Below are 21,154 nucleotides of genomic sequence, written 5' to 3' on the forward strand. Positions count from 1 at the left end.
CTGCTACCCAGCGTGAACAATCGCGAATAGGAAAATCCAGCTGAGGACCGATCGTTCCGTCTCTAGAACATCAACACCACTAGGACGAATAGCCTGCCGCGCACCTAACTTTAGCTATGCTTCACCGCATCCAATTTCTCCCGGCAGATCATAGCCACCAGATCCTGCAGAACCCTCACTCGCTCCACGAGCCATTCGAGTTCTTCGACGGTGATCTCGTAGCTGGCAGAATACCGGGCTTCGACATAGGCACGCGACAGCAGCTCGAAGTGGCGCCGGGCAAAGCGGTTGTCGCGCGGCCATGCCTCGACAAGCCGCTTATCGAGATCTTCGGCTTTCGACCGAAGATTTTTGATCCGATGCGATTTTGGACTGTAGAGCGTGAGGGTCAGAAGCAGGCAGTGATAAGCGCGCTCAGTTGCCTGGTGCAGCATGAATGCGCCGTCACGCCAGATACCATTCTCAATGCTGTAAGATGCGACTTGCAGCGCCTCCTTCGACAGCTTGAACCATTGATCGAAATGCCGCTGGGCCTCTTCGTGTTTTTCTTCCTTCGACAGGGGCCTCGTCTGCGCCAGCGGATGGCCGGGCTGCTCATAGAGCACGCGTCCATCGCGAGCGATGTCGACGAAGAACGGCCGTCCGCGAGCAAGTTGGTCGTTGACGTCATGCAGCGAATGAACAACGGGCAGAACGGGCGTCTTGATCCTATGGGCGATCTGCTCCTGGATCAGACGCTCATCGAGAGCAAGCCACAATTCCTCCTCGTCGACGAAGCTCTGCTTGTTGACGACAATCAGAAGATCGTAATCGGAGCGGTATCCGCTTAGCCTGTCCTCCATCCAGTCGCCGCGGGCATAGGATCCATAAAGGATGACTTTCAGGATCTTGGCGTCCAACTTCTTCATCGACAGCTTGGTCGCGCGAAACTGCTCGACCTCGAAGAAGATGATTTCAAGCACGCGGGCGAGTTCGCGGCGCTTGTTCGCCGGCAGATGATCGAGGGGATCGGTCAAGGTCAAAGCTGCATCGAAGCCTTCACTGGGAATCGCGTCATCCATGGTAGGCGCTCCGCTGGCATTTCGCATCATTATCTTTTACGCACATGATTCATAAAGACAACCCTAGATTATCCCGGGGGCATTTGATTTGTATGAGCAGTCCGAGGGGTCATTCCAGCGACGGGTCGGCTTTCAGGGAAAGCATCAATTTCAGCGTTTGGGGAAGTCTGTGATTGCAGTGAAAATGAATGACGAATTTCGCTTAGCCGGAGCTTCCATCTTCCGAAAGGAAGCAGACGGGAAGAAACCGGGCCTATAGGTGGCGTAGCGGTTGAAAATCATGGGCCGGCCATCGCGGGAATGGTCATTTCCGTTAGCTTCCCGCGATCGTGGACGCTTTTCTCAGCCGTTGGCATTGGCCTTGTCTTGGATTTTCGCGCATCGCGCGAGCAGTTCGTCGAACGTCTCAGCCTCATCGAGAAGAAGGCCGTCTTCCAGCATCCGGGCATAGTCTTGTTCGAGAGCCGCCCTCCCTTCGCCGGCGGGTGTCAACTGCAGCCCTCCGCCCACGCCAGCTTCATAGTCAATCGACGTTCTGTCGGCCGCTTTCTCGGCGAAAAACATCGATTTGTGCTGCGCCACCGACTTGGCCAGGTCGCGATCCGCGATTGCGCTGTCGGCGATGCCGATATCGTCAAGACGAACGATATCGTGCCAGTGGCGTGAAAAGCGCTCTCCGCGGAGCCGCTCCTTCAGGCAGAAGACGTGGATTGCCGTCGCTTTTTCCCAAAACGTGCGTTCGGCATGCATGACCCGCGGACTGGCGGTTGGAAACTCAATGCCATCCACAAAGCCTGCAGCGTCACACGAGATGTTGCGAGCGCTTGGGGTTCTCCCGTCGATCGTGCCCCGAACTCCAGCATGACGCTTGGAGCGACATAGCCGGATCCTCCGGCAACCGCTTCGTAGTCGATGAAGAGCTTGTCGGCTTCGACACGGACGGTGGCTGGAAGCGACTGGCCGCTGATCGCATCGACAACGAGCGGGCTGACGTTCTCGGATACCCAGATCGGTAAACGCTTGCGGACTTCGCTCGACCAGCGCTTTTCCTCGCTTCTGGTTTCCGGCAATGCCTGCTCGTTCTCGCCAACGAGATCATGGGCGAGTTCGCGGATATCGTAGGTCAGGTCGACATCTTCCGAAAACCTGCGGATGGCGTTGTAGGCTTTATAGAGTGACGTGCCGCCTTTGAAGACGAGGTGGTCACCGAGCGCCGTTCCATAAAGGGTCTGCAAAGCCCAGACGACCCACGTGTCCTTTTCCAGGAGATGGATCGGCCGCCCGGCTTTCTCTGCGGCGATCGCAAGAACGTCTCTTCGATCGTCCAGGGACAGCTTCAAAAACTGCTCAGTCATAGGCGGCTTTTCCTACACTGCGGGCAAGCCAGCTGGGAAACTGGGGGGCGGCGGCAACGAGTTCGCCGAATGCCTCGACGGAAAGCTTCCGCTTGATACTCGGAAGTGCCTCTTCTGCCTTTTCCGGACCAAGCCATGCCAGCGCGCGGACAGCCAAGCCGGCAGGTTTGTTCGCCAAGGCGAGCTGCCAGCGCGGCACGTGCTTCAACTCGACCGTCTGGCTACCGACAATCATGGTTCGGCTGCGGCCGGATGTGAAGTAGACGGATCGGATCGGTACCTGAGTGGACAGCCCCAGCGAGTTTGCAGCCGCAGCGCCATTCGAGACGATGACCTCGCCACGCTGGTTCGCGATTGCATCGACAGCTTGCTCGACCGTCGGTGGCCGGCTTCCGAAGCGACTCTTGATCGCCTTGAGATAGACCCCCCGACCGGCCCGGACGAGCTCGCCGCGCTCATACAGCCGCGACAATGCCTGGTCTACCGCGGCACGGTTTCCCAAATGCAGGAAGGCCTTCGCGGACAGCGCCGTTCCCTCGGGTAGCTGTTCGGCATAGGCCATGATCTGTGTTGTCAGTCTTTGCACGGCAACTCTCCTGTCAGAAATATATGCAGTTTTCTGACACTTTGCAATGTGGTGACTTCCGTCTTCTAAGGGCCGCCTGATGTTCCTGACGCTCGAAGACGAGACCGAGATCGTCAATGCCGTCGTCCGGCCGTCACTGTTCGAGCGCCAGCGCCGAGTGTTGATGACGGCGTCGATGATGAGCATCCACGGCGATCCAGCGCAAAGGGGAGGTGGTACCATCTCGTGGCCCAGCGACTGTTCGACTTTTTGGCCGATCTTGCCAGCCCGGGTGAAAGGGACAGCGTGTTTCCGGTGCCTCATGAGCGCGGCGATCAGGTCGAAGGACCGGTCCATTGCCTTTGACATAAAAACGATCGGCCCTAAGCCACGATATGTTCGTCACCGATCCCACCGATTGATGTGACGCCAAGCAACGCCATATTCCGATGAAGTTCAGTCTTCAAGATCCCAGCCGCCTTCGCAACGCCCACGCAGCCCAACACCCGGTGCGCCATACACCTACGTGACGACGCCGAATTTCCTTTCCGCCTTCGGCATGGAAACGCTCCCCGACCTGCCAAACATCGAAGCGCTTGAGGACGCAGGCCTGCTCAGCCGACATGCGGTTCAAAACGAAATCGCCACCTCGAAAGGCGGCGACAGCGAGACGGACGAAGAAACGTCCTTTATTGAGTGACCCCGGTCGTCTGCAGCCGTTTTGTCATCGCAATCGGGCTAACGAGCATCGCCGTCCAGGCAAGTGCCATGGACAGGCCGAGCTTCATTGGAAACAGAAGCAATTGATCGAACAAAGGGCTGTCGGAGTAGCCAGCCGTCATGCCGCCGATTGACCGCTCGAACGGCCGGACGACCGCCTCGGCGGCATCTTGTACTTCCGTGCTGACCGGTTCACTACCGGGAATGCCTGTCGGGATCGGTTCACCAAGCTTCAGGTCTGACATAGTCGCGTCCTTTCGCGGTTGACGATTAATAAGTGCTGCAGTGCACAAAAGTTCCGCATGAGCTTCCATCGCCGGGAGTTTGATGTGCCACCGGTTGATACGTCATTCCAGGTCAAGCGACTGCTTAAGCTCGTCGATGCGCTTCGAGGCTTCTGCCTTCGTCAGATCTTCAGCATACGCATCGGGTTGATGCGCCTGTTCCGACAGGGTCTTCAAGTAGGAGCGCTGTGCGCCCGTCATCGGCTCATCACCGCTGACCCAGTCGTCCGGATCTTTCTGGGTGTTGGAAAAGGTATCGGTTTTCGGGTTGTCACTCATCACAATCTCCTGAATTCGTTCTTCAAACGTTCTTGGCTGTTGATGGTTCCGGTGTGGGCTGGATCGGCGCAAGAAACCACCTATTCTACCCATCGTTTCGCTCGTAAATTTGCACACCTAGGAGAAGACGATTGCCGATTGTTGCCACCGCCGCCTGGTCCATCCCGAAAAGGCGGGCGACCGGTTTGGAACGGAGGGAAGTGGCCTTACCAGATACGCCTCGGTCTTCGACGGCGTCGAGATCAATTCGACCTTCTACCGGCGGCACAAGACATCGACATTCGCGCGCTGGGCGGACTCCGTCCCGGACAGCTTTCGGTTCGCGGTCAAGATCCCCAAGGAGATTTCCCACACCCGCGCTATGAAAGACATTGCCGAGCCGTTCGACACGTTCCTTGCTGATATCGCACCGCTCGGAGAGAAACGCGGGCCGCTGCTCTGCCAGGTACCGCCGTCGCTGGTGTTCGATGCACATGTTCTCGAAACCGCACTCAAAACCTTACGGGATGCCGATGACGAACGGATCGTCATAGAAGCGCGCCACAAGAGCTGGGCATCGGCCGAGGCGTTGAACCTGCTGAAGAACTTCGCGATCGATCGGGTTTTTGCCAATCCGGCCCCGGTATGGCCAGCGGAAGACTTTGAAAGACAGCCGAAGTACGTGCGTCTGCACGGCAAGCCAAAAATCTACTACTCGAGCTATACCGACGACGAGATCGCGTCTTTCTCAAAATTGCTGGCGCCGGAGAGCTGGTGCGTGTTCGACAATACGGCCTCAGGGGCCGCCATCGAAAACGCGCTGACCATGCTCGGCCATTACCCCCGAAACTCGCCCTCGTTCATGTCACGTTCGTCGTAGTTGATATCCCAGTCCTTGGCGTCTTCATCCTTGCCCGGCGTCTTCTTGTTGACGGTCGCGTCATCTGAATGCGTGATGACGCGGGGCTTGGCGCTACTCACACCATTGTTGGATCCTCCGGCATGGTTGCTTTCCGACTGACCCCTTGCGTCTCGCTCGATCTCTGCCTTTGATGACTTTTTATTTTTTTCCATGTTCAGGTTCCTCCTGAGCCTCCGCCGTTTCTCCTGTGCGGGGTTGCTCTTTCATCGCCCGGTGCAGTCCTTTGGCCGCTCCTTGCGCCAGAGCGTGGCGGTTTCGATCGGCCTCTGGGCTCTCTACAGAGCGGGCATCATCTGTTTCAGCCGGAGCGGTCTCCGGCAGCTTTTCCCGTTTTGTCATCTCGACTCCCATCACTAAGCCAATCGACCCCATTTGGGATTCCATTCAACCCCTTCCACAAGCTCGACAAATATGGGCTCGTTGCTGTCGGCTCTATGAGAGGCCGCCAGTTTGAAGGCCGCGGCGGGCTCCATCTCCTCGCCGGGAAAAATCGTATCGTCCGCGTCTGTGTCGGCTATCTTGCGCACATAACCACGGATCTGATCGCCTGAGTGATAGAACTTGATCACCAATGATCCGGCCGGCGCAATGCCTGGGAAATATTGTCGATAGTCGCCGCGTTCCGCTGCCGCATCGGTGTCACCGGCCCGATACCAGTGGGTAAGGTCCTGGCCTTCAGGACGACCTTCTGCTTCCCAGATCAGATATGCGCGCAGCCGTCTCGCCTCCTCATCGATCAGAGGTTTCGGTTGTTCCGAGACGACTTGAAGGACGACCTTGCCGCGGATATGTTTTTCTTGGAGGACGGACTGGGCTTCGGCTGCCTGGCCTAGCCCAAAGGTGCTGGCAACAACGACCTGGACCTCGCCTTGGTAGATCAGCTGCGCGATTTCCTGCAATTGGGCGCCGTTCGGCTGAGCGGTGTAGCGCGCTGCACGAATACCCTGTTTCTTGGCTTTTGCCTTATCCGGCTCCTGGAGTGTAGAAATGAGGGCGCCTTTCGGTTTGACGACGCTGAAGCTTCTTTCCTGGGTCTCGCCGCCGATCAGATCGAATACAAGGTCGACGGGCTCGACAACATCTTCGAACTTCTCCGCCTTGTAATCGATCACCTGGTCGGCGCCGAGGTCGGTTACGAAATCCTTGTCGGACGAGGACACGGTTGTCGCTACCCATGCGCCCTTTGCCTTGGCGAACTGAATGGCGAAATGGCCGACGCCGCCCGCACCGCCATGAATAAGGACACGCTGGCCCGCCAGAAGGCCACCGTGATCGAACAGCCCCTGCCATGCTGTGATCCCGGCGAGCGGTACGGCCGCCGAGCCAATGGCATCAAGTGCCTGGGGCTGTAAAGCCACTTCTTCCGCGCTCGCCACGACGAACTCCTCGTAACCGCCATGTTCAGGCGACAGGAATGCAAAGACCTTGTCGCCGATCAGGAAGCTCGCAACGCCAGATCCAACGGCCGCGATCTCGCCGCTGACGTCTCTACCGAGCACGTAGGGAAGATCCTTTTCGGTGACGACAGGATATTTACCCTCGCGCATCTTTGCGTCGACAGGATTGACGCTCGCGGCGAAGACCTTGATGACAACTTCGTTGGCGGCCGGCGTCGGTTGGTCGATTTCATCGATTGCCATAACCTCCGGACCGCCGAAGCGGTGGATACGGACAGCTTGCATGATCGTCTTCCTTTGAGCTGAAGATTAATTTCTGAGATGCAACGTCGATTGCTTCTCACGCTGCGCGCCTTTTGATGGCTGCAGCACCGCGGACTGCGGCGACGGGCGCGGGTCATCAATGTTTTGGTTGCTTGCCAAAATCCTTGCGCAACTCGTCCTTTGCCTTGTCGAGCGTTGCCAACCTCGACTTCGACAGTTGCTTGCCCGCCCTATTGATATAGAAATTCAGCATCGACATCGCAGACTGAAACGGGGTGGCTTTGCGGCGGTCGCTGTGCTCGGCGGACGCCTTCAGCGAATCCGCGATCTTCTTGGCGCTACGTTGCTTGAAGACGCCGTCCTTCAGATCCATCGCATCGCTGTTGTTGGTCACATCCTGTGACCATTTCTGTTTGGGTTTATTTTTCGGCATAAGCGTTCTCCAAAAAGAACGGCGCCGCTGTTGTGGCGTCGTCCTCTGTCAATGATGAGCGTGGTGCTCGTTGCGCTTGCGGGTGGCAGCTGCCTTCTTGGCTGAGGCAGAGCGCTCTTCCTTGGTCCGCGACGCGGCGGCCGTGCCACCCTTTCGCCCTCCTTTCTTGGAGGAGGCGTGGCTTTCGGCATGGCCGCGCCCAGAGCCTGATTTGTTACCGCCGCCACTTTCCTTGTTAACGGTTGCCCAAGCGCGGCGTTCAGCTTCCTTTTCCAAAACGCCCCGGTCTTCGTAGCCTTCCTCGATATGCTCGGCCTTGCGCTTCTGCTTCTCGGTGTATGCGGATTTGTCGCCCTAGGGCATGAGACAATTCCTTCTCTGGAATTATCTTCGTGATGAAGAACCCGATGCGAAGGAAGTCATCGCACTCATTAAAGCGGAAGGCCGCAAGGGTGTGGCGCTACCGGGCGATCTTCGGGATGCCGCCTTCTGTGAGAAACTTGTCGACGATGCAGTCAAGGCACTCGGTGGTCTCGACATCCTGGTGAACAATGCCGGTCGCCAGCAGCAGGCCCAGTCAATTAGCGACATTACCTATGAAGCTTTCGACGCGACGATGAAGACAAACATCCATGCCACATTCCTGCTGACGAAAGCAGCTCTGAAGCACTTGAAGCCAGGATCTGCCCTGACACTAACTCGGGAAGCACAATCAGACCAGCATTTTGATCGAGCATTTGATTGACAGTGACGCACATTCGATCGGTGTCGCTGGGGGCGATCTCTTACGCGGACAGATGCAGAAGTGCAGCCAAGCACCGGTGCAGCCATCTCCGTCAGCACGAATGATGTTGATAGGGAAAGCGTCTAACCCTACTTTATGTTGCATGTACTCAGTCGCAGATCGCTTCCGCCTCGATCTCGACCTCGTAATCGCCGATCAGATTGCCGGCCTCGATCAGCGTGTTGGCAGGAAGAACCGAGGCGAAGGCGCGTCCGTGCGCGCGCGAGACCGGCTCCCACTGATTGGCATCACGCAGATAGATGCGGGTCCTGGCCACGTCTTCCATCTTGCCGCCAAGCGCCGAAATGGAGGCGGCGATCTTGTCGAGAATGTAGGTCGCCTGCGCGCCGGCATCGCCCGGCGCTACGCAGCGGTTGGTGCCATGCGTCGCGGTCGTGCCGGAGACCATAATGCGATCCCCCACCCTGACGGCCCGGCTATAGCCCGCGATCGGTTCCCAGATGCTGCCGGATGAGACACGCGAACGGCCGGGACGACCGGGTACCGGCTCAGCCGTGTAGACGGATGGAATGGCATCGAGATGGTGGCTGAGGTCGCCGGATGCCGTGAGGAATGGCGGCTTGCGGTATTCGTCGCCGCAGTCGCCGGGAATGGGCTGCGTCTCATCAAAGGTAGCGTTCAACGCGGCGTGATCCTCTTCGTCGAGCGCAAAAGAGAAGACGTTCAGATTGTCGCCGCGATGCTCGTTTTCGCCGATGCGCGCGCCGACGATGGTGGCGGCCACCGCGTCGTGCTCCAGAACCCAGCGGCTCGCGACGTTGGAGATCGACACGCCGTGCTTGGTCGCGATGGTTTGGGCTGCGCTGAGAATGCCCTGGAAGGCCTGCCAGCCGCCGGCGATGTCGATGAAGCGCTTGTACTTTGAGCGGCTCCAATCGGCGATACCAGTCGGTTCCAGTTGGCCCAGCCACTTCTCGGACAGAAATCCGCCGCAGAGCGTCCCATAGGCGAGAAGCTTGACGCCGCTATTGGCGCAGAGCTTCGAGAGCGCACCGGCCGCGCGGCGGTCGACGAGGGAGAACGAGACCTGATTGCTGGCGATCTCGATGCCGTCGGCGAGTGCCAGCGCCAGATGTCCAGCATCGAAATTGGTGAGGCCGAGCGCGCCGATCAGGCCTTCCCCGCGCAGGCGCTGCATCTCGTGCAGTGCGTCGAGCCACGCTGGATGCTCGAAGCTCCACCAGTGGAATTGCAGTAGATCCACCTTGTCGACACCAAGTCTCGTCAATCGCTCCTCGACGCCACGACGCACGACATCAGCCGTCATCGGTCCCGGCTCCGGGCACCATTTGGTGAAGGCGACTGGCCGCTGGCCGTTCTGATAGCGCGACAGCAGGCGACCGGTGATCAGCTCCGCCGAACCATAGTGATCGGCCATGTCGAACGTATCGAAACCATCCAGCGCATAGGCCTGCAGCACATCGGCGCCCTTGTCGGGATTGATCACGGTGCCGTTCTTCTCGATGTCGGCCACCTGCCAGAGACCGCAGACGATGCGGCTGATGGAGAGATCCTTGGTGAGGGCTATGCGTGGGGGCGTGGTGGACATGTCGTTATTCCCTGGATGTCTGTTTGCGCTTGCTCGTCAGCGATGCCAGCGCATTTGAGGCGCCGAGAATGCCGCGAGGGCGCAGGAGCAAGATGAGGCAGAGCCCGACGCCGATCATGACGATCTGCAGCGACGCCGCGCGGGCCTGCTGCTCGGGCGGCACGAACGCGGAGACGGCGGCCGCCGACAGCGCCCACAGTCCCCAGACCAGCACCGCGCCGAGTATGGCGCCGCGATTGTTGCCGGAGCCGCCGACGATCAGCATCGCCCAGACCTGGAAGGTCAGGATCGGCAGATAATTGTCGGGAGCGATGAAGCCGATGAAATGTCCTTGCGCGGCCCCTGCCAGCCCCATGATGGCGCCGCCGATGGTGAAGGCCTGCAGACGAAAGCGGATAGGCCGCTTGCCGAGCGCCTTTGCAGCGCTTTCATCCTCGCGGATCGCGCGCAGCACGCGGCCCCAGGGGCTCTTGGCGAGATGCTGGAGCGCCAGATAGAGCGCCAGCACAACGCCCGCCATCAGCGCGAGATTGGAAAGGGAAAATGCCAGCGGATCAGCGGCAAGGCTGCCGAACGGGCGCGGAATGAAGCCGATGCCGAAGGCGCCGCCGGTTAGCGGTTGCAGGTTCAGCACACAGAGCTGCACCGTGACCGCGACGCCGAAGGTGGCGATGGCGAGATAATCGGATCGCAGCCTTATGGTGAGCGCACCGACCAGCCAGGCGGCAAGCCCGGCGACCAGCGCGCCGCCGAGCCAACCAATGGCGATCGGCAGGTCGAAACCGCCAAAGCGGCCGGGCGCATCCGGCGTCGTCAAAAGCGCCGACACATAGGCGCCGATCGCGACGAAGGCGGCGATGCCGACGTTGAAGAGGCCGGTCTGGCCCCACTGCACATTGAGGCCGAGGCACATGATGGCATAGGTCAGTGCCATCGTCAGGAAGAAGGCTGCGTAGGCGATCAGATCAAGGCTCATGCCGCCCTCCCGAACAGGCCGCGCGGGCGAAGAAGCAGCACCGCCACCAGGATGACGAAAGAGACAGCCGCCCGCCACTCAGCGCCGACGACCTGCACGGCTGCTGCTTCCGACAGGCCGACGATCAATCCAGCGATCATCGCGCCGGGAACGCTGCCAATCCCGCCGAGGATTGCGGCTGCAAACAGCGGCAGCAGCAGGTCATGGCCAAGATGGGGGCGGATCTGTACGAGCAGCCCGGTCATGATGCCGGCGATGCAGGCGAGGGCAGCGCCGACGAACCAGACGACGCGGATCACACGGCGCACGTCGACGCCGGCAATGCCCGCCAAAGCCGGATTCTCGCTCACGGCGCGCATGGAGCGGCCGATGTCGGTGCGGGTCATCAGCAGGTGGATCGCGACGACCGCAACCAGCGACAGGCCGAGCGACAGGAGCTGGTCGGGCGTGGCTCGCAGGCCGCCACCGATCTTCACGGCGATTTGCAGCGCCTTGGTGTAATAGGCGGGCTTCGAGGTGAAGATGAATTCGAGCAGGCTGCGCAGCGCAAGCGAGGCGCCGAAGCTCGCCATGACGAGAATGATGATCGCGCCGCCGCTCGCCCGCAGACGCCCGAACAGCACCGCATCCACGGCAAGTGCAAGCAAGCCCGTGAGCAGGATCGCGATCACGGCCGCAAGCGGTAGCGACCAGCCGAAGGAGAAGGGGCCGATCGGCTTCGTCAACGTGGTCGACAGGAGCCCGAGGCCGCCGCTGACGGCGAGTGCCAGATAGGCGCCCCAGGAGAGCATCTCGCCATGCGCGAAATTGGCAAAGCGCAGGATCGAATAGGTAAGCGTCACGCCGATGGCGCCAAGGCCGATCATCGCGCCGGCAATCAGGCCATCCATGAGAAATTGCGGGTTCATGGTGCCTCCGCCGCCTGCGTGGTGGTGCCGAGATAGAGCTTGGCGATCAACGGGTCGGCGAGCAGCGAGGACGCCTCGCCCTCATGCCTGATCCTGCCCTCGACTAGGATGACGGCGCGGTTGGCGATCGCAACGGCCGCCTTGACGTTCTGCTCGACCAGAATGACGGTGACACCGCCGGCGTTGATCTCTTTCAGCATCGAAAACACCTCGCCGACGATTTTGGGCGACAGGCCGGCCGAGGGTTCGTCGAGGATGAGCACGGAGGGATCGACGATGAGCGCGCGGGCAACGGCCAGCATCTGCCGCTGTCCTCCCGACAATGCGCCGGCCAAACGTGTGGGTTTGCTGGCGAGATCGGGGAAGCGACGATAGAGCGCGGCGATCCGTTCGCCTCGCAGAGCCTTCGGCAGGACGGCGGCGGCAAGCTGCAGGTTTTCGTGGATGGTGAGCGACGCGAAGATGTTTTCCGTCTGCGGAACGAAGGCGAGGCCTTCGCCGATCTTGCGGTGGGATGCGACGTGGGTGATCTCCCGCTGGCCCAGCATCACGCTTCCCGAGTGGATCGGCACCACGCCGGCGATCGCCTTGACGAATGTCGACTTTCCGGCTCCGTTCGGTCCGAGCAGCACCAGCAATTCTCCCTGCGCAACCGAGAGATCGATGCCGCGCACGATCGGCAGGTCGGGTTCGTAGCCGGCGACCAGCGCGCGGGTTTGAAGCGCCGGCGTGGTCATGCCGCCGCTCCGAGATAGGCTTCGATGACCTCGGGATTGGCGGCGACGTCGGCGGGCGTGCCCTCGGCCAGCGGCTTGCCGAGTGCCATGGCGACGACGCGGCTGCAAAGCCGCGCCACCATATCCATATTGTGTTCGATCAGCAGGATGGACTTGCCCCGCGCGTTGAGATCCAGCACGCGTTCCATGATCGTCTCCAGGAGCGCGGGGTTGACGCCGGCCGCCGGTTCGTCGAGCAGAATCGCCTGCGGATCGGCCATCAGGATGCGTGCGAGTTCCAGCAGCTTGCGCTGTCCGCCCGAGAGAACCTTCGCCGGCTGTCCCTCTAGGCCCGACAAGGTGACGAACTCCAACAGCGCACGCGCCTTTTCGATCGCCAACCGCTCCTGTTGCCTGACATGACCAAAGCGCAGGAAGTTCGCGAACAGCCGCTCGCCGTCTTGGGCCTGCGCGCCCACGAGTACATTTTCGAGCACCGTCATTTCGAGAAAGGGCTTCGGAATCTGGAAAGTCCGGCCGACGCCACGACCGATTCTCTGCTCTGGGCTCTCCTGCGACACTTCGCGGCCGCCGATCCAGATTTCGCCCGATGTCGGCTTCAGGCTTCCGGCAATCAGGTTGAACAACGTGGTTTTGCCGGCGCCATTCGGGCCGATGAGGCCAACCATCTCACCTTCGCCAAGCCTGAGCGACATGCCGCCGACGGCCACGTTGCCCTGAAACGACTTCACCAAGTCGCGCGCGTCGATCACGGCTCTGGCGGGTTCTGCCGCTTTCGGTGGGGCGTCTGGCACTGGCAAAGGCATGGAGAAAAGAAGTCTCTTGATTTGATTGGTGATGTTTGATCAAACTTTACCCCATGGTGAAAAGCAACCGAAAAAAGCGGTGTCTCACGGAGCAGGCTCGATGGTAGTCCCATCGGGAGGAGCCCATGCGAGGAAACCGGCCGATGGTGGTCACGACCGTGACGACGCGCTGTCGCCGGTCGGGCGCGAAACGCTGCAAGACCGCGTCTACGCGCAGCTGCGCAACTCTCTGATCAACGGCATGTTCGACGCCGGCGACGTGTTGCGCATCGTCGATCTCGCCGAGCGGCTGCAGACGAGCACCATGCCGGTGCGCGAGGCGCTTGGCCGCCTCGTGTCCGAGCAGGCGCTGGAATCGCTGCCCAATCGCTCGGTGCGCGTGCCGCTGATCACCCGCGAGCGGCTGGACGATTTGGCCCGCGCCCGCATCCTGATCGAAGGCCAGATGGTTGCGCTGGCGCTGCCCAATCTGACGGATGACGATTTTGCCGTGCTGAAGCAGATCAATGTCGATTGCGATCTCGCTTTCGAGCAGCACGGCAAGGATATCGGCCATGTCACCTCGGCGCTGAACCAGCAGTTCCATTTCCACATCTATCATGCGGCGCGCTCGCAGGTGCTCATCCCGATCGTCGAGAGCCTGTGGCTTCAGTCGGGCGCGATCATTCGCAAGGCCGCGCATATTCATGACGAAGAGGGCGGACTTGCCGCCACCAATCATCATTGGGCGCTGATCGGTGCGCTGGAAAATCGCGATGTCGAGGCCGCGATGCAATCGCTTTCCAACGACATCAGCCGCTCCTTCGATCTCATCCGCGGGCGGCTGGATGCCGAACCCAACGGCAATGCATCGGGAGGTCACCATGCCTGAACCCATCGACGACGGCTTCGACCTGTTCGATCTGAGGGTCGATGTGATCATTCCCGAAGGCGGCGCGGTTTACTGCGGCGCCAAGCCTGGCGATCATTTCGAGCTCAAGGGCGAGATGCTGCATCTGCCGGAGGGACAGGGGATCTCGATCTACTCGCTCTCCTCCGTGCTGCCGCTGCTCGCGGCAAAGCAACGCCCGACGGATCGCAACGACTGGATGACGACGGACGCCGACATCGCTTGCCCGGACCCCAATTGCTCGACACGGCTCAGGATCACCCGCACGGGTATCCGCCGTTTCATCCATGCCGCCACCACGGCGGTTCCCTTGAATGACCAATAGGCTGAAAGACATGCAGCGCATCACCATCGCCCCCGGTTACGAAATCTCCCGCGTCATTCGCGGCGGCTGGCAGCTGGCGGGCGGCCACGGCGCGATCGATGGCGGCAGCGCTGTCGAGGACATGATCGCCTTTGCCGACGCCGGGATCACCACTTTCGACTGCGCTGACATCTATACAGGCGTCGAGGAGCTGATCGGCCGTTTTCGCGTCGCCTACAAGAACCTGCGTGGCACTCAGGCGCTGTCGCGCATCCGCGTCCACACCAAATTCGTGCCCGATCTGACCGTCCTACCAAACATCAGCAAGGCTTATGTTGAAGGCGTCATCGATACCTCGCGCAAGCGGCTCAACCTCGACTGCCTCGATCTCGTGCAATTCCACTGGTGGGCCTATGATATCGAGGGCTGGCTGGAAACGGCGGGCTGGCTGAAGGAGCTGCATGAGGCCGGCAAGATCGGCAAGATCAGCGGCACCAATTTCGACACGGATCATATCAAAGCGATCATCGGTTCCGACGTGCCCTTCACCTCGCTGCAGTTGCAATATTCGCTGCTCGACCGGCGCCCGGAAAAGCGCATGGCGGCGCTTGCCGGCGAAAAGAACTTCGCGCTGTTCTGCTACGGTACCGTCGCCGGCGGCTTCCTCGGCGATCGCTGGCTCGGCCAGCCGGAACCGGAACATCCGCTCGAGAACCGTTCACTGACGAAGTACAAGCTGATCATCGACGATTTTGGCGGTTGGGATCTATTCCAGGCGCTGCTGTCGACGCTGCGCGAGATCGCCGACCGGCACGATACCGATATTGCCACGATCGCAAGTGCAGCGATGCTGACCAAGCCAGGCGTCGCCGCCGTCATCGTCGGCGCCCGCAATCGGGATCACCTGAAGTCCAATCTTGCAATCGCCGATATCGCGCTAAGCGAGAAGGACAGGGTTGAGATCGATGCGATCCTTGCGCAATCAAAGCCGCTCGACGGCGACGTCTATACGCTGGAGCGGGACAGGGAAGGCCGCCACGGCAGCATCATGAAGTACAATCTCAACAAAGGGGAACAAAAATGAGAACGACATTCCTGCTTTCTGCCATGGTAGCTGCCCTTGCGGCATCCACGGCACCGACGCTGGCCGCCGATTGCGACATCACCGTGGGCCTCGTTATGGAGCTCACCGGTCCGGCCGGTGAATATGGCCAGGCCGGCGCTAAGTCCGTCGAGATGGCCTTCCGGGACATTAACGACGCCGGGGGCGTCAATGGCTGCAAGGTCGTCGCCGACACTCGCGACAGCCAGAGCCAGGGCAACGTCGCCGTCGATCAGGCGACCCAGCTCGTCAACATCAAGAAGGTGCCCGTCATCATCGGTGGCATCATCTCGTCGGTATCGATCCCGATCCTGACATCTGTAACGGCACCGGCCGGCGTGGTGCAGGTCTCGCCAGCATCCTCGTCTCCAACGCTGACCGAGCTTGGCCGCAGCGGCAAGACCAACGGCGTCTTCTTCCGCACCATTACCTCGGATGCGCTGCAGGGCACCGCGGCCGCGAAGTTCGCGATGGACCAGGGCCTGAAGAAGATTGCGATCATCAACGTCAACAACGACTTCGGCGTGAACATGGTCAAGGAATTTTCGACCGCCTATCAGAAGCTCGGCGGCACGATCACCTCGACCACGCCCTATAACGAGAAGCAATCAAGCTACGCCTCGGAAGCCAGCGCCGCGATGGCCGGTGACCCCGATGCGCTTTATCTCGTCAGCACGCCTGTCGATGGCGCGACCATTGCTCGCGCTTGGGTTTCCGGTGGTGGCAAGCAGACCTTCCTGTTGAACGACGGCATGAACTCCAAGGACTTTATCGAGAGCGTCGGCGCGCAGTATCTCGAGAATGCCTATGGCACCTCCTCCGGCACCAGCCCTACGGCGTCGACCGAATATTTCAATGGCAACTACGAAGCCTTCTCCGGCGGCATCTCGCCTTCGGCTCCGGCCGCCGACCGCTCTTATGACGCGGGTGCAATCGTGGCGCTGGCGATCGCCAAGGCCGGCAAGGCAGATGCGGCCGCCATTAAGGTAGCCATGCACGAGGTCGTCGCCGAGGGTGGCACGCCCATCCATGCTGGCAAGGAAGAGTTCGCCAAGGCGCTGCAGCTCATCAAGAATGGCAAGCCGGTCAAGTACGAAGGTGTTATCGGCCCTGTCAGCTTCGACAAGTATGGCGACATCACAGGTCCGTTCCGCTTGTGGAAGATCAGCAGCGGCGAGGTGACGACGGTCGGTGAGTTGAGCGCCGAAGAGGTCACCAAGATTAAGACCGCAAAATGAATTGAGTGAGCTCGAGGATACTCCACGAGCCACTACATCAAAGGGTGAACGTATCGTGCACGGGTGCCGATGCTGTACCACCATCGGCACCCATTTCTCGCTGCGGATGACTACGAAGAGGTCTATGGGCACCTACTTTCGCAGGCCAAAGACAAGGTGGTCCTTCACGGCCTGGGCGATATGTTCGATCCGAACCTCACAGGGTATTGGGGGGCGTCGGATTTCGGCTCGGCGCTCGAAATCGTCATCCGCATTATCGAAGCCAGCAAAGACAAGGTGGAAGGCATCAAGATCTCGCTTCTCGATAAAGAGAAGGAAGTCATCCTCCGGCGCTGCCTTCCGGATGGTGTCCTGTGCTTTACCGGGGACGATTTCAACTACGCTGACATGATCGAGGGGGATGGCGAGCATTACAGCCATGCGCTGCTCGGGATCTTTGATGTGGTCGCGCCCGAGAAATGCGGCTTATCATCTGGAACAACAACTATAATGACCCCGCGCTACAGGCTCACAAGGGCTGGGGTAGCGGCAAAAGTAAACCCCGCCAAATGACGAGCGAAGCTAGGGGGAGTGTCGCCGCATCGCTGCGGCACGTGGAAAACTTGCCGAACCAGGGAGGGTTCCAATAAAAAAGGGCTCGCCACTCAATACACAGGCGAGCCCTTCTCGTGCGTCTTAGTTTCGGCATCTGCCTGCACCTCGACGACAATTCTATCAATAACGCGCCTCTTCGCGGGTTAATCCTCGCGTAGCTTCCTTTCGATGCCGATCATTATTGACCATTCCTCGTCGTAACCCTTGCGCCATGTCATCAAAATAGGATTTGCGATGGATAGAAGCTCTTTTTGGGCGCTGTTTCTTCCATCTTGCGCTGCAGCCTCTTGGTCCTCTCTCATGGACGTACCATCAGCCAATAGGACGCAAAAAAGTGGATGCTTCGGCGGGTAAGCCGCTAATCATACGTAGAACAGCGCAGACCGGGAAATTCTTTACCGACCGCAATTGACCGCTGCGGAGCCGAGCCACCAATAAGCGCTTATGTGGATCGTATTCTAAGGTCGCGATCGTTTTGGTGTGGACGGGTAGTGTGAGCATTCCTAGATCTTTCGTCGAGACTAACTCGCGCTGAGCTCGCAATATCGAGAGCATTAAACGCTCTACGAGCGGCCCCGGCAATACGGGCTAAAGTCGGTGGTTGTCAAACGGCCTCGGCGGAGGATCTTCCTCTCGGATCGGAGTAATCTAAGCTGAGATTCTCAATGGTGGAGCACTCTCGATTGGACCACTATCTGGCTGCACTGACGGTGTTGTTGCGCGCAAGTGCGCGCAATTGCCGAAGCACGATCGCCAGAAGAACCGCGGTGACCGTGAAGACGAACGAAGAATAACCGAGCAGTAGCCACCAGAGCATAGTCTCACCCCTCATTTGATTTACGAGGCGACTAACTCTCGAAGCTCTATCGGGTTCCAGCTATCGGACCTTAGTCCGGCGGACATCACCACCGCCCCATCATCAGCGGCTAGCGCTGGAAGGAACCAGAAGGGGCTGTATACATTTCTGCCTCCGGTCGTGTGTTTGTGGCAGTGACCCTACGTGGTGGAGATTGTATGCGACAGTACAGTTGGACCCTGATGAGGCCCGGAGCCGTTCCCAATGTCGGGCTTGGAACCCTTGATGAAGTAGAAGGGGCGATCCATCGTTGTCATCTGCCGGGAATACCAACTGCATCCTGGCTGATTGACGAGATGAAAGCCAAGCAGGATTCGACCGGTACCGCCAGATATAATTACGCGCTAGGACAACCCGACGAATGGCGCTTTGCCTGGATTGCACAGTGAAGGCGCTTACCGCAAGGGCGTATCATTTGGGCCGGATGCCCCATTCATAATCTTATCTTGTCTCAGCCTTAGGTTCTGAATACACCTTAAGGGCTGAGAGCAGCGGTCTGGGACTAACCGGGCCCATAACGGCATCACTTGATGTGCCAAATCGCCTGACGTTCAGAAAAATCTGCGATTTTGAGGGTCAATTCAATCTGCGACCTCTTCCACAGTTTGGATCTGCGTTTCGATCAATCGTCAACCGTTGATAGTCGAGTGGGTCATGCTAGCTCGGGTTGCGGAAAGCCCTTGGTGGAACTGTAGACCCCGCCATTGGTCACAAGTGCCCATACGATACGCGCGGTTCTGTTGGCAATCGCGACGGCTGCCACCTTGTAGGGCTTTCGTTTTACGAGGGAATAAAGCCACTCATTTGTACTCTGGCGCCCCCTTGCGCGGGCGACTATTGGAAAGGCTCCGATAACCAGGAGCTTGCGAAGTTCCCCATTTCCTCTCTTCGAAATCCGGCCGTAACTCAGCTTGCCACCGGATGAGAACGACCTCGGTGTAATGCCAAGCCACGAGGCAAAGTGCCGTGCCGTTTTAAAGAGCGTTGCGTCAGGGACGACTGCTCGGACAGTGGCAGCCGTGATTTTTCCCACACCTGGAATAGTCATCAGGCGCTGTGTAGCATCATCTTTCTTAACCTGGTCATCGATCGACTCTTCAATCCCGCTGATGTGCTCGTTGATAGCGTCGATGTGCTGGTAGACACTTCTCAGCACGGTGCGCGCGGGCTCGGGTAGGTGGCTCTTGTCAGAGCTCAAGATCTGCTTGAGTTTGACAACGTCAATGGTCCTAGACGGGACGACAAATCCGAATTCAGCCAAAAGGCCGCGCAGCGCATTGATGGCGGAGGTTCGCTGGCGAATGAACAGCGTTCGCGTTTTCATAAGAGTGGTGATTGCCTGCTGTTCGGAGCTTTTGATGGCCACGAAGCGCATTCCTGGCTGCGTCGCGGCGTTGGCAATTGCTTCGGCGTCAAGAGCATCGGATTTATCCTGTTTGACGAATGGTTTGACGTATTGTGCGGGTATGAGCAACGGCGTGTGCCCCCACCTTTCAATCTCTCTCGCCCAATAATGAGCGCCGCCGGTGGCTTCCATTGCGACAACGCATCCACGCTGCTTCTTGAAGAAACCTGGCAATTCCGCTCTCGGCAGCTTGTGGCTGAAAACCTTGTCGCCGTTTTTGTTCATTCCGTGGACCTGGAAGACCTGTTTGGCGAGGTCCAGACCAATCGTGCTAACCCGTTCCATTTTCTCCTCCTTGGGATGATGGCGGGCGGATTATAGCTCGTTGGCCTCGATACGGGAGAGGATTGCGGTGAAAGGTCTGTCGTCGCTCGTGCGGAGGTCGCGGCTTGATATCGGTCTAGACCGCCTAATTACAGACGGGAAGTCTTTTCAAAATTCCTCGGCACAATGATCCCGAAGAGCTAGCTATCGTGGCGGACGTTAAAAAACTCGACGAGATGACCACCGAGGAACGCATCGAGTTTCTTGAGACCTTAGGTGAAAGCCTCTTGATGTCGGCATCGATCGCGAAACATGAAGACGATCCCATCTGGGAGGACATGTCCGAACTCGGTAATCGCTTTCAAATAAACGCCGAGACGATCGCCGGGGACGAAACGGAGAACGCAGAGCATCTAGTTCTGGAGGCAATCCATCTCCTAGCCAAGTTCGAGCATGGTAGCGGTGGCAGCCGCACCATCCACTGAATGTCTGGAACAAGCTGCGCAAAGCGCCGTGCCATCGAATGTGGGTAACCGAACACTCAAGCCTTTAATAAAGGGCGGCTTTTCTTATGGCATGACAAATAAGCATGGCATCGCATTGAAAGGGCAAGGGCAGGGGAATGGCAGGGAGCTTGGAAATGAGCAGCAACGGGAATAGCTTCGATCTGATGGCTTCTGGGCGCGAACTGTCGGACATGAAGAGCAAGGCAGGCGGGTCATAAAAAAGGGCTCGCCACCCAATACACAGGCGAGCCCTCAATGCGCCAAGAGGTCCGCCAAGGCGCATCATCGGGCGGGAATTAATCACAACTGATGATGTGAGTCACGTGACACGAACGTGACGACGAAAGAAAAAGCCCCAGCGTGCGGCCGGGGCGAGGTGGGGAAGTCAGAGTGCTAGCGAGGAACGTGCCAGCTTCCCATTAACGCGGCATGTGCCGGATCGGTTCCTTGTGCGGCTAGTGCTCCCAGCACCACCATCGCGTCTCGATCGATTGTGAGGACGAAAAGCCAAAGCCGCCCCACTGTTTGCAGTCCGGATGCGTGCAGAGATGTTCGAACTGCTAACTCGACGACTGCATTGGCCGGTCAAGATCGCTCATCGCGTCATCTCAGGATTGTTCGTAGCGGGAGCACCCTTATCGAGAGTCTGCAGTAGCTTTCTGACGCCGTCGTGATGACACGAGTAATAGTGGTTCTGCGCTTCTCGCCCGAAATTTATGAAGCCGCCCATCCGGAGGAATGAAAGCTCTTTGGACGTGGTCGATTGGGGCAGTCCTAGCTCGTTACGCAGTTCGCGGACGTTCATCTCCTCGGCGGCACACAAGCTCTTCAAGACTCGGAAACGAGTCCGGGAGGCGAGCGCTTCAAGCAGCGTCACTTTTTCAGCAAGCGATGATTCCTCTAGCATGGCGGTCCCCGAAGTTCATTGCGTCTGCGCTGGAACTAAACATCTAGCC

Annotated in this window: 25 protein-coding genes and 4 pseudogenes; 10 read left to right on the forward strand and 19 right to left on the reverse strand. The window is 59.1% G+C overall.

Going from position 1 to position 21,154, the window contains the following annotated elements:
* Positions 1-110 precede the first annotated feature (110 nt).
* The 4 genes and pseudogenes from AC1DJO_RS27240 to AC1DJO_RS27255 all read right to left on the reverse strand — a co-directional run bounded on the left by AC1DJO_RS27240 (position 111) and on the right by AC1DJO_RS27255 (position 3,499).
* The gene (locus AC1DJO_RS27240) at positions 111-1,061 is read right to left on the reverse strand and encodes a HEPN domain-containing protein (protein WP_477973910.1); all 951 of its coding nucleotides are present in this window, start codon (positions 1,059-1,061) and stop codon (positions 111-113) included.
* Between the two features lie 342 nt (positions 1,062-1,403).
* A pseudogene (locus tag AC1DJO_RS27245) lies at positions 1,404-2,416 on the reverse strand (nucleotidyl transferase AbiEii/AbiGii toxin family protein).
* Positions 2,409-3,002: a DUF6088 family protein gene (locus AC1DJO_RS27250; protein ID WP_442208332.1), complete on the reverse strand. Its 594-nt coding sequence runs from the start codon at positions 3,000-3,002 to the stop codon at positions 2,409-2,411. The pseudogene AC1DJO_RS27245 and the gene AC1DJO_RS27250 overlap by 8 nt, the downstream one beginning before the upstream one ends.
* Before the next feature lie 362 nt (positions 3,003-3,364).
* Positions 3,365-3,499, reverse strand: a complete 135-nt coding sequence (locus tag AC1DJO_RS27255; RefSeq protein ID WP_442208073.1) for an alpha-hydroxy-acid oxidizing protein — start codon at positions 3,497-3,499, stop codon at positions 3,365-3,367.
* Here AC1DJO_RS27255 and AC1DJO_RS27260 point away from each other — a divergent pair.
* A pseudogene (locus AC1DJO_RS27260) lies at positions 3,472-3,681 on the forward strand (SMC-Scp complex subunit ScpB); the annotation flags it as partial. The gene AC1DJO_RS27255 and the pseudogene AC1DJO_RS27260 overlap by 28 nt on opposite strands.
* Here the strand turns inward: AC1DJO_RS27260 and AC1DJO_RS27265 are convergent.
* Both AC1DJO_RS27265 and AC1DJO_RS27270 read right to left on the reverse strand, forming a co-directional pair.
* Complete coding sequence (locus tag AC1DJO_RS27265) at positions 3,671-3,946, reverse strand: hypothetical protein (protein WP_442208074.1); 276 nt, start codon at positions 3,944-3,946, stop codon at positions 3,671-3,673. The pseudogene AC1DJO_RS27260 and the gene AC1DJO_RS27265 overlap by 11 nt on opposite strands.
* Before the next feature lie 102 nt (positions 3,947-4,048).
* The gene (locus AC1DJO_RS27270) at positions 4,049-4,264 is read right to left on the reverse strand and encodes a DUF3072 domain-containing protein (RefSeq protein ID WP_442208075.1); all 216 of its coding nucleotides are present in this window, start codon (positions 4,262-4,264) and stop codon (positions 4,049-4,051) included.
* Positions 4,265-4,505: 241 nt separating this feature from the next.
* Here AC1DJO_RS27270 and AC1DJO_RS27275 point away from each other — a divergent pair, with 241 nt between their 5' ends.
* Positions 4,506-5,123 (forward strand): DUF72 domain-containing protein, encoded by a 618-nt coding sequence (locus AC1DJO_RS27275; RefSeq protein WP_477973923.1) that lies wholly within the window; start codon positions 4,506-4,508, stop codon positions 5,121-5,123.
* On the opposite strand, the gene AC1DJO_RS27280 is transcribed toward AC1DJO_RS27275, so the two are convergent.
* The 5 genes from AC1DJO_RS27280 to AC1DJO_RS27300 form a co-directional block, all read right to left on the reverse strand.
* Positions 5,081-5,317 (reverse strand): hypothetical protein, encoded by a 237-nt coding sequence (locus AC1DJO_RS27280; protein ID WP_112444679.1) that lies wholly within the window; start codon positions 5,315-5,317, stop codon positions 5,081-5,083. The two genes, AC1DJO_RS27275 and AC1DJO_RS27280, sit on opposite strands and share 43 nt — an antisense overlap.
* Positions 5,304-5,504 carry a hypothetical protein gene (locus AC1DJO_RS27285; RefSeq protein ID WP_477973911.1) on the reverse strand — a complete coding sequence of 67 codons (201 nt, stop codon included), beginning with the start codon at positions 5,502-5,504 and terminating at the stop codon, positions 5,304-5,306. Before AC1DJO_RS27285 ends, AC1DJO_RS27280 begins: the two co-directional genes overlap by 14 nt.
* Before the next feature lie 14 nt (positions 5,505-5,518).
* A complete protein-coding gene (locus AC1DJO_RS27290; protein WP_442208076.1) occupies positions 5,519-6,847 on the reverse strand; it encodes a zinc-binding dehydrogenase in 1,329 nt (442 codons plus the stop codon).
* 115 nt (positions 6,848-6,962) lie between these two features.
* The gene (locus tag AC1DJO_RS27295) at positions 6,963-7,259 is read right to left on the reverse strand and encodes a DUF3175 domain-containing protein (RefSeq protein ID WP_442208077.1); all 297 of its coding nucleotides are present in this window, start codon (positions 7,257-7,259) and stop codon (positions 6,963-6,965) included.
* A 48-nt stretch (positions 7,260-7,307) separates the two neighbouring features.
* The gene (locus AC1DJO_RS27300; RefSeq protein ID WP_442208333.1) at positions 7,308-7,565 is read right to left on the reverse strand and encodes a plasmid stabilization protein; all 258 of its coding nucleotides are present in this window, start codon (positions 7,563-7,565) and stop codon (positions 7,308-7,310) included.
* 76 nt (positions 7,566-7,641) lie between these two features.
* Between AC1DJO_RS27300 and AC1DJO_RS27305 the strand changes: the two are divergent.
* A pseudogene (locus AC1DJO_RS27305) lies at positions 7,642-7,974 on the forward strand (SDR family NAD(P)-dependent oxidoreductase); the annotation flags it as partial.
* 178 nt (positions 7,975-8,152) lie between these two features.
* Here the strand turns inward: AC1DJO_RS27305 and AC1DJO_RS27310 are convergent.
* From AC1DJO_RS27310 to AC1DJO_RS27330, 5 genes are read right to left on the reverse strand one after another with little or no spacing between them, the layout of a single operon-like run.
* Entirely contained in the window at positions 8,153-9,613 is a 1,461-nt protein-coding gene (locus tag AC1DJO_RS27310; RefSeq protein WP_112444671.1) for an aldo/keto reductase, read from the reverse strand.
* 4 nt (positions 9,614-9,617) lie between these two features.
* Positions 9,618-10,589: a branched-chain amino acid ABC transporter permease gene (locus AC1DJO_RS27315; protein ID WP_112444669.1), complete on the reverse strand. Its 972-nt coding sequence runs from the start codon at positions 10,587-10,589 to the stop codon at positions 9,618-9,620.
* Complete coding sequence (locus AC1DJO_RS27320) at positions 10,586-11,497, reverse strand: branched-chain amino acid ABC transporter permease (RefSeq protein WP_477973912.1); 912 nt, start codon at positions 11,495-11,497, stop codon at positions 10,586-10,588. The genes AC1DJO_RS27315 and AC1DJO_RS27320 overlap by 4 nt, the downstream gene beginning before the upstream one ends.
* Entirely contained in the window at positions 11,494-12,234 is a 741-nt protein-coding gene (locus tag AC1DJO_RS27325) for an ABC transporter ATP-binding protein (protein WP_477973913.1), read from the reverse strand. The genes AC1DJO_RS27320 and AC1DJO_RS27325 overlap by 4 nt, the downstream gene beginning before the upstream one ends.
* Positions 12,231-13,040, reverse strand: a complete 810-nt coding sequence (locus AC1DJO_RS27330) for an ABC transporter ATP-binding protein (protein ID WP_112389142.1) — start codon at positions 13,038-13,040, stop codon at positions 12,231-12,233. The genes AC1DJO_RS27325 and AC1DJO_RS27330 overlap by 4 nt, the downstream gene beginning before the upstream one ends.
* Positions 13,041-13,140: 100 nt before the next feature.
* Between AC1DJO_RS27330 and AC1DJO_RS27335 the strand changes: the two genes are divergently transcribed.
* The 5 genes and pseudogenes from AC1DJO_RS27335 to AC1DJO_RS27355 all read left to right on the forward strand — a co-directional run.
* Positions 13,141-13,911, forward strand: coding sequence for a GntR family transcriptional regulator (locus AC1DJO_RS27335; RefSeq protein WP_112389143.1), 771 nt, complete (start codon positions 13,141-13,143; stop codon positions 13,909-13,911).
* Positions 13,904-14,254, forward strand: coding sequence for a TIGR04076 family protein (locus AC1DJO_RS27340; protein ID WP_477973914.1), 351 nt, complete (start codon positions 13,904-13,906; stop codon positions 14,252-14,254). Before AC1DJO_RS27335 ends, AC1DJO_RS27340 begins: the two co-directional genes overlap by 8 nt.
* Before the next feature lie 10 nt (positions 14,255-14,264).
* Positions 14,265-15,317, forward strand: coding sequence for an aldo/keto reductase (locus AC1DJO_RS27345; protein WP_112516779.1), 1,053 nt, complete (start codon positions 14,265-14,267; stop codon positions 15,315-15,317).
* A 23-nt stretch (positions 15,318-15,340) separates the two neighbouring features.
* Entirely contained in the window at positions 15,341-16,573 is a 1,233-nt protein-coding gene (locus AC1DJO_RS27350) for an ABC transporter substrate-binding protein (RefSeq protein ID WP_477831701.1), read from the forward strand.
* Between the two features lie 99 nt (positions 16,574-16,672).
* Positions 16,673-17,026, forward strand: a pseudogene (locus AC1DJO_RS27355) (DUF993 family protein); the annotation flags it as partial.
* 832 nt (positions 17,027-17,858) lie between these two features.
* Here AC1DJO_RS27355 and AC1DJO_RS27360 read toward each other — a convergent pair.
* A complete protein-coding gene (locus AC1DJO_RS27360) occupies positions 17,859-17,984 on the reverse strand; it encodes a hypothetical protein (RefSeq protein ID WP_310300788.1) in 126 nt (41 codons plus the stop codon).
* Between the two features lie 197 nt (positions 17,985-18,181).
* Here AC1DJO_RS27360 and AC1DJO_RS27365 point away from each other — a divergent pair, with 197 nt between their 5' ends.
* On the forward strand, positions 18,182-18,412 hold the full coding sequence (locus AC1DJO_RS27365; protein WP_162702701.1) for a hypothetical protein: 231 nt from the start codon (positions 18,182-18,184) through the stop codon (positions 18,410-18,412).
* Between the two features lie 263 nt (positions 18,413-18,675).
* Here the strand turns inward: AC1DJO_RS27365 and AC1DJO_RS27370 are convergent, their stop codons facing one another.
* Positions 18,676-19,713 carry an IS110 family RNA-guided transposase gene (locus AC1DJO_RS27370; protein WP_477973915.1) on the reverse strand — a complete coding sequence of 346 codons (1,038 nt, stop codon included), beginning with the start codon at positions 19,711-19,713 and terminating at the stop codon, positions 18,676-18,678.
* Positions 19,714-19,901: 188 nt separating this feature from the next.
* Here AC1DJO_RS27370 and AC1DJO_RS27375 point away from each other — a divergent pair, with 188 nt between their 5' ends.
* On the forward strand, positions 19,902-20,177 hold the full coding sequence (locus AC1DJO_RS27375; RefSeq protein WP_477973916.1) for a hypothetical protein: 276 nt from the start codon (positions 19,902-19,904) through the stop codon (positions 20,175-20,177).
* A gap of 616 nt (positions 20,178-20,793) precedes the next feature.
* Here the strand turns inward: AC1DJO_RS27375 and AC1DJO_RS27380 are convergent.
* Positions 20,794-21,105 (reverse strand): metalloregulator ArsR/SmtB family transcription factor, encoded by a 312-nt coding sequence (locus tag AC1DJO_RS27380; RefSeq protein WP_112444652.1) that lies wholly within the window; start codon positions 21,103-21,105, stop codon positions 20,794-20,796.
* Positions 21,106-21,154 lie beyond the last annotated feature (49 nt).

Source organism: Rhizobium sp. 05N430 (genome assembly GCF_056396985.1).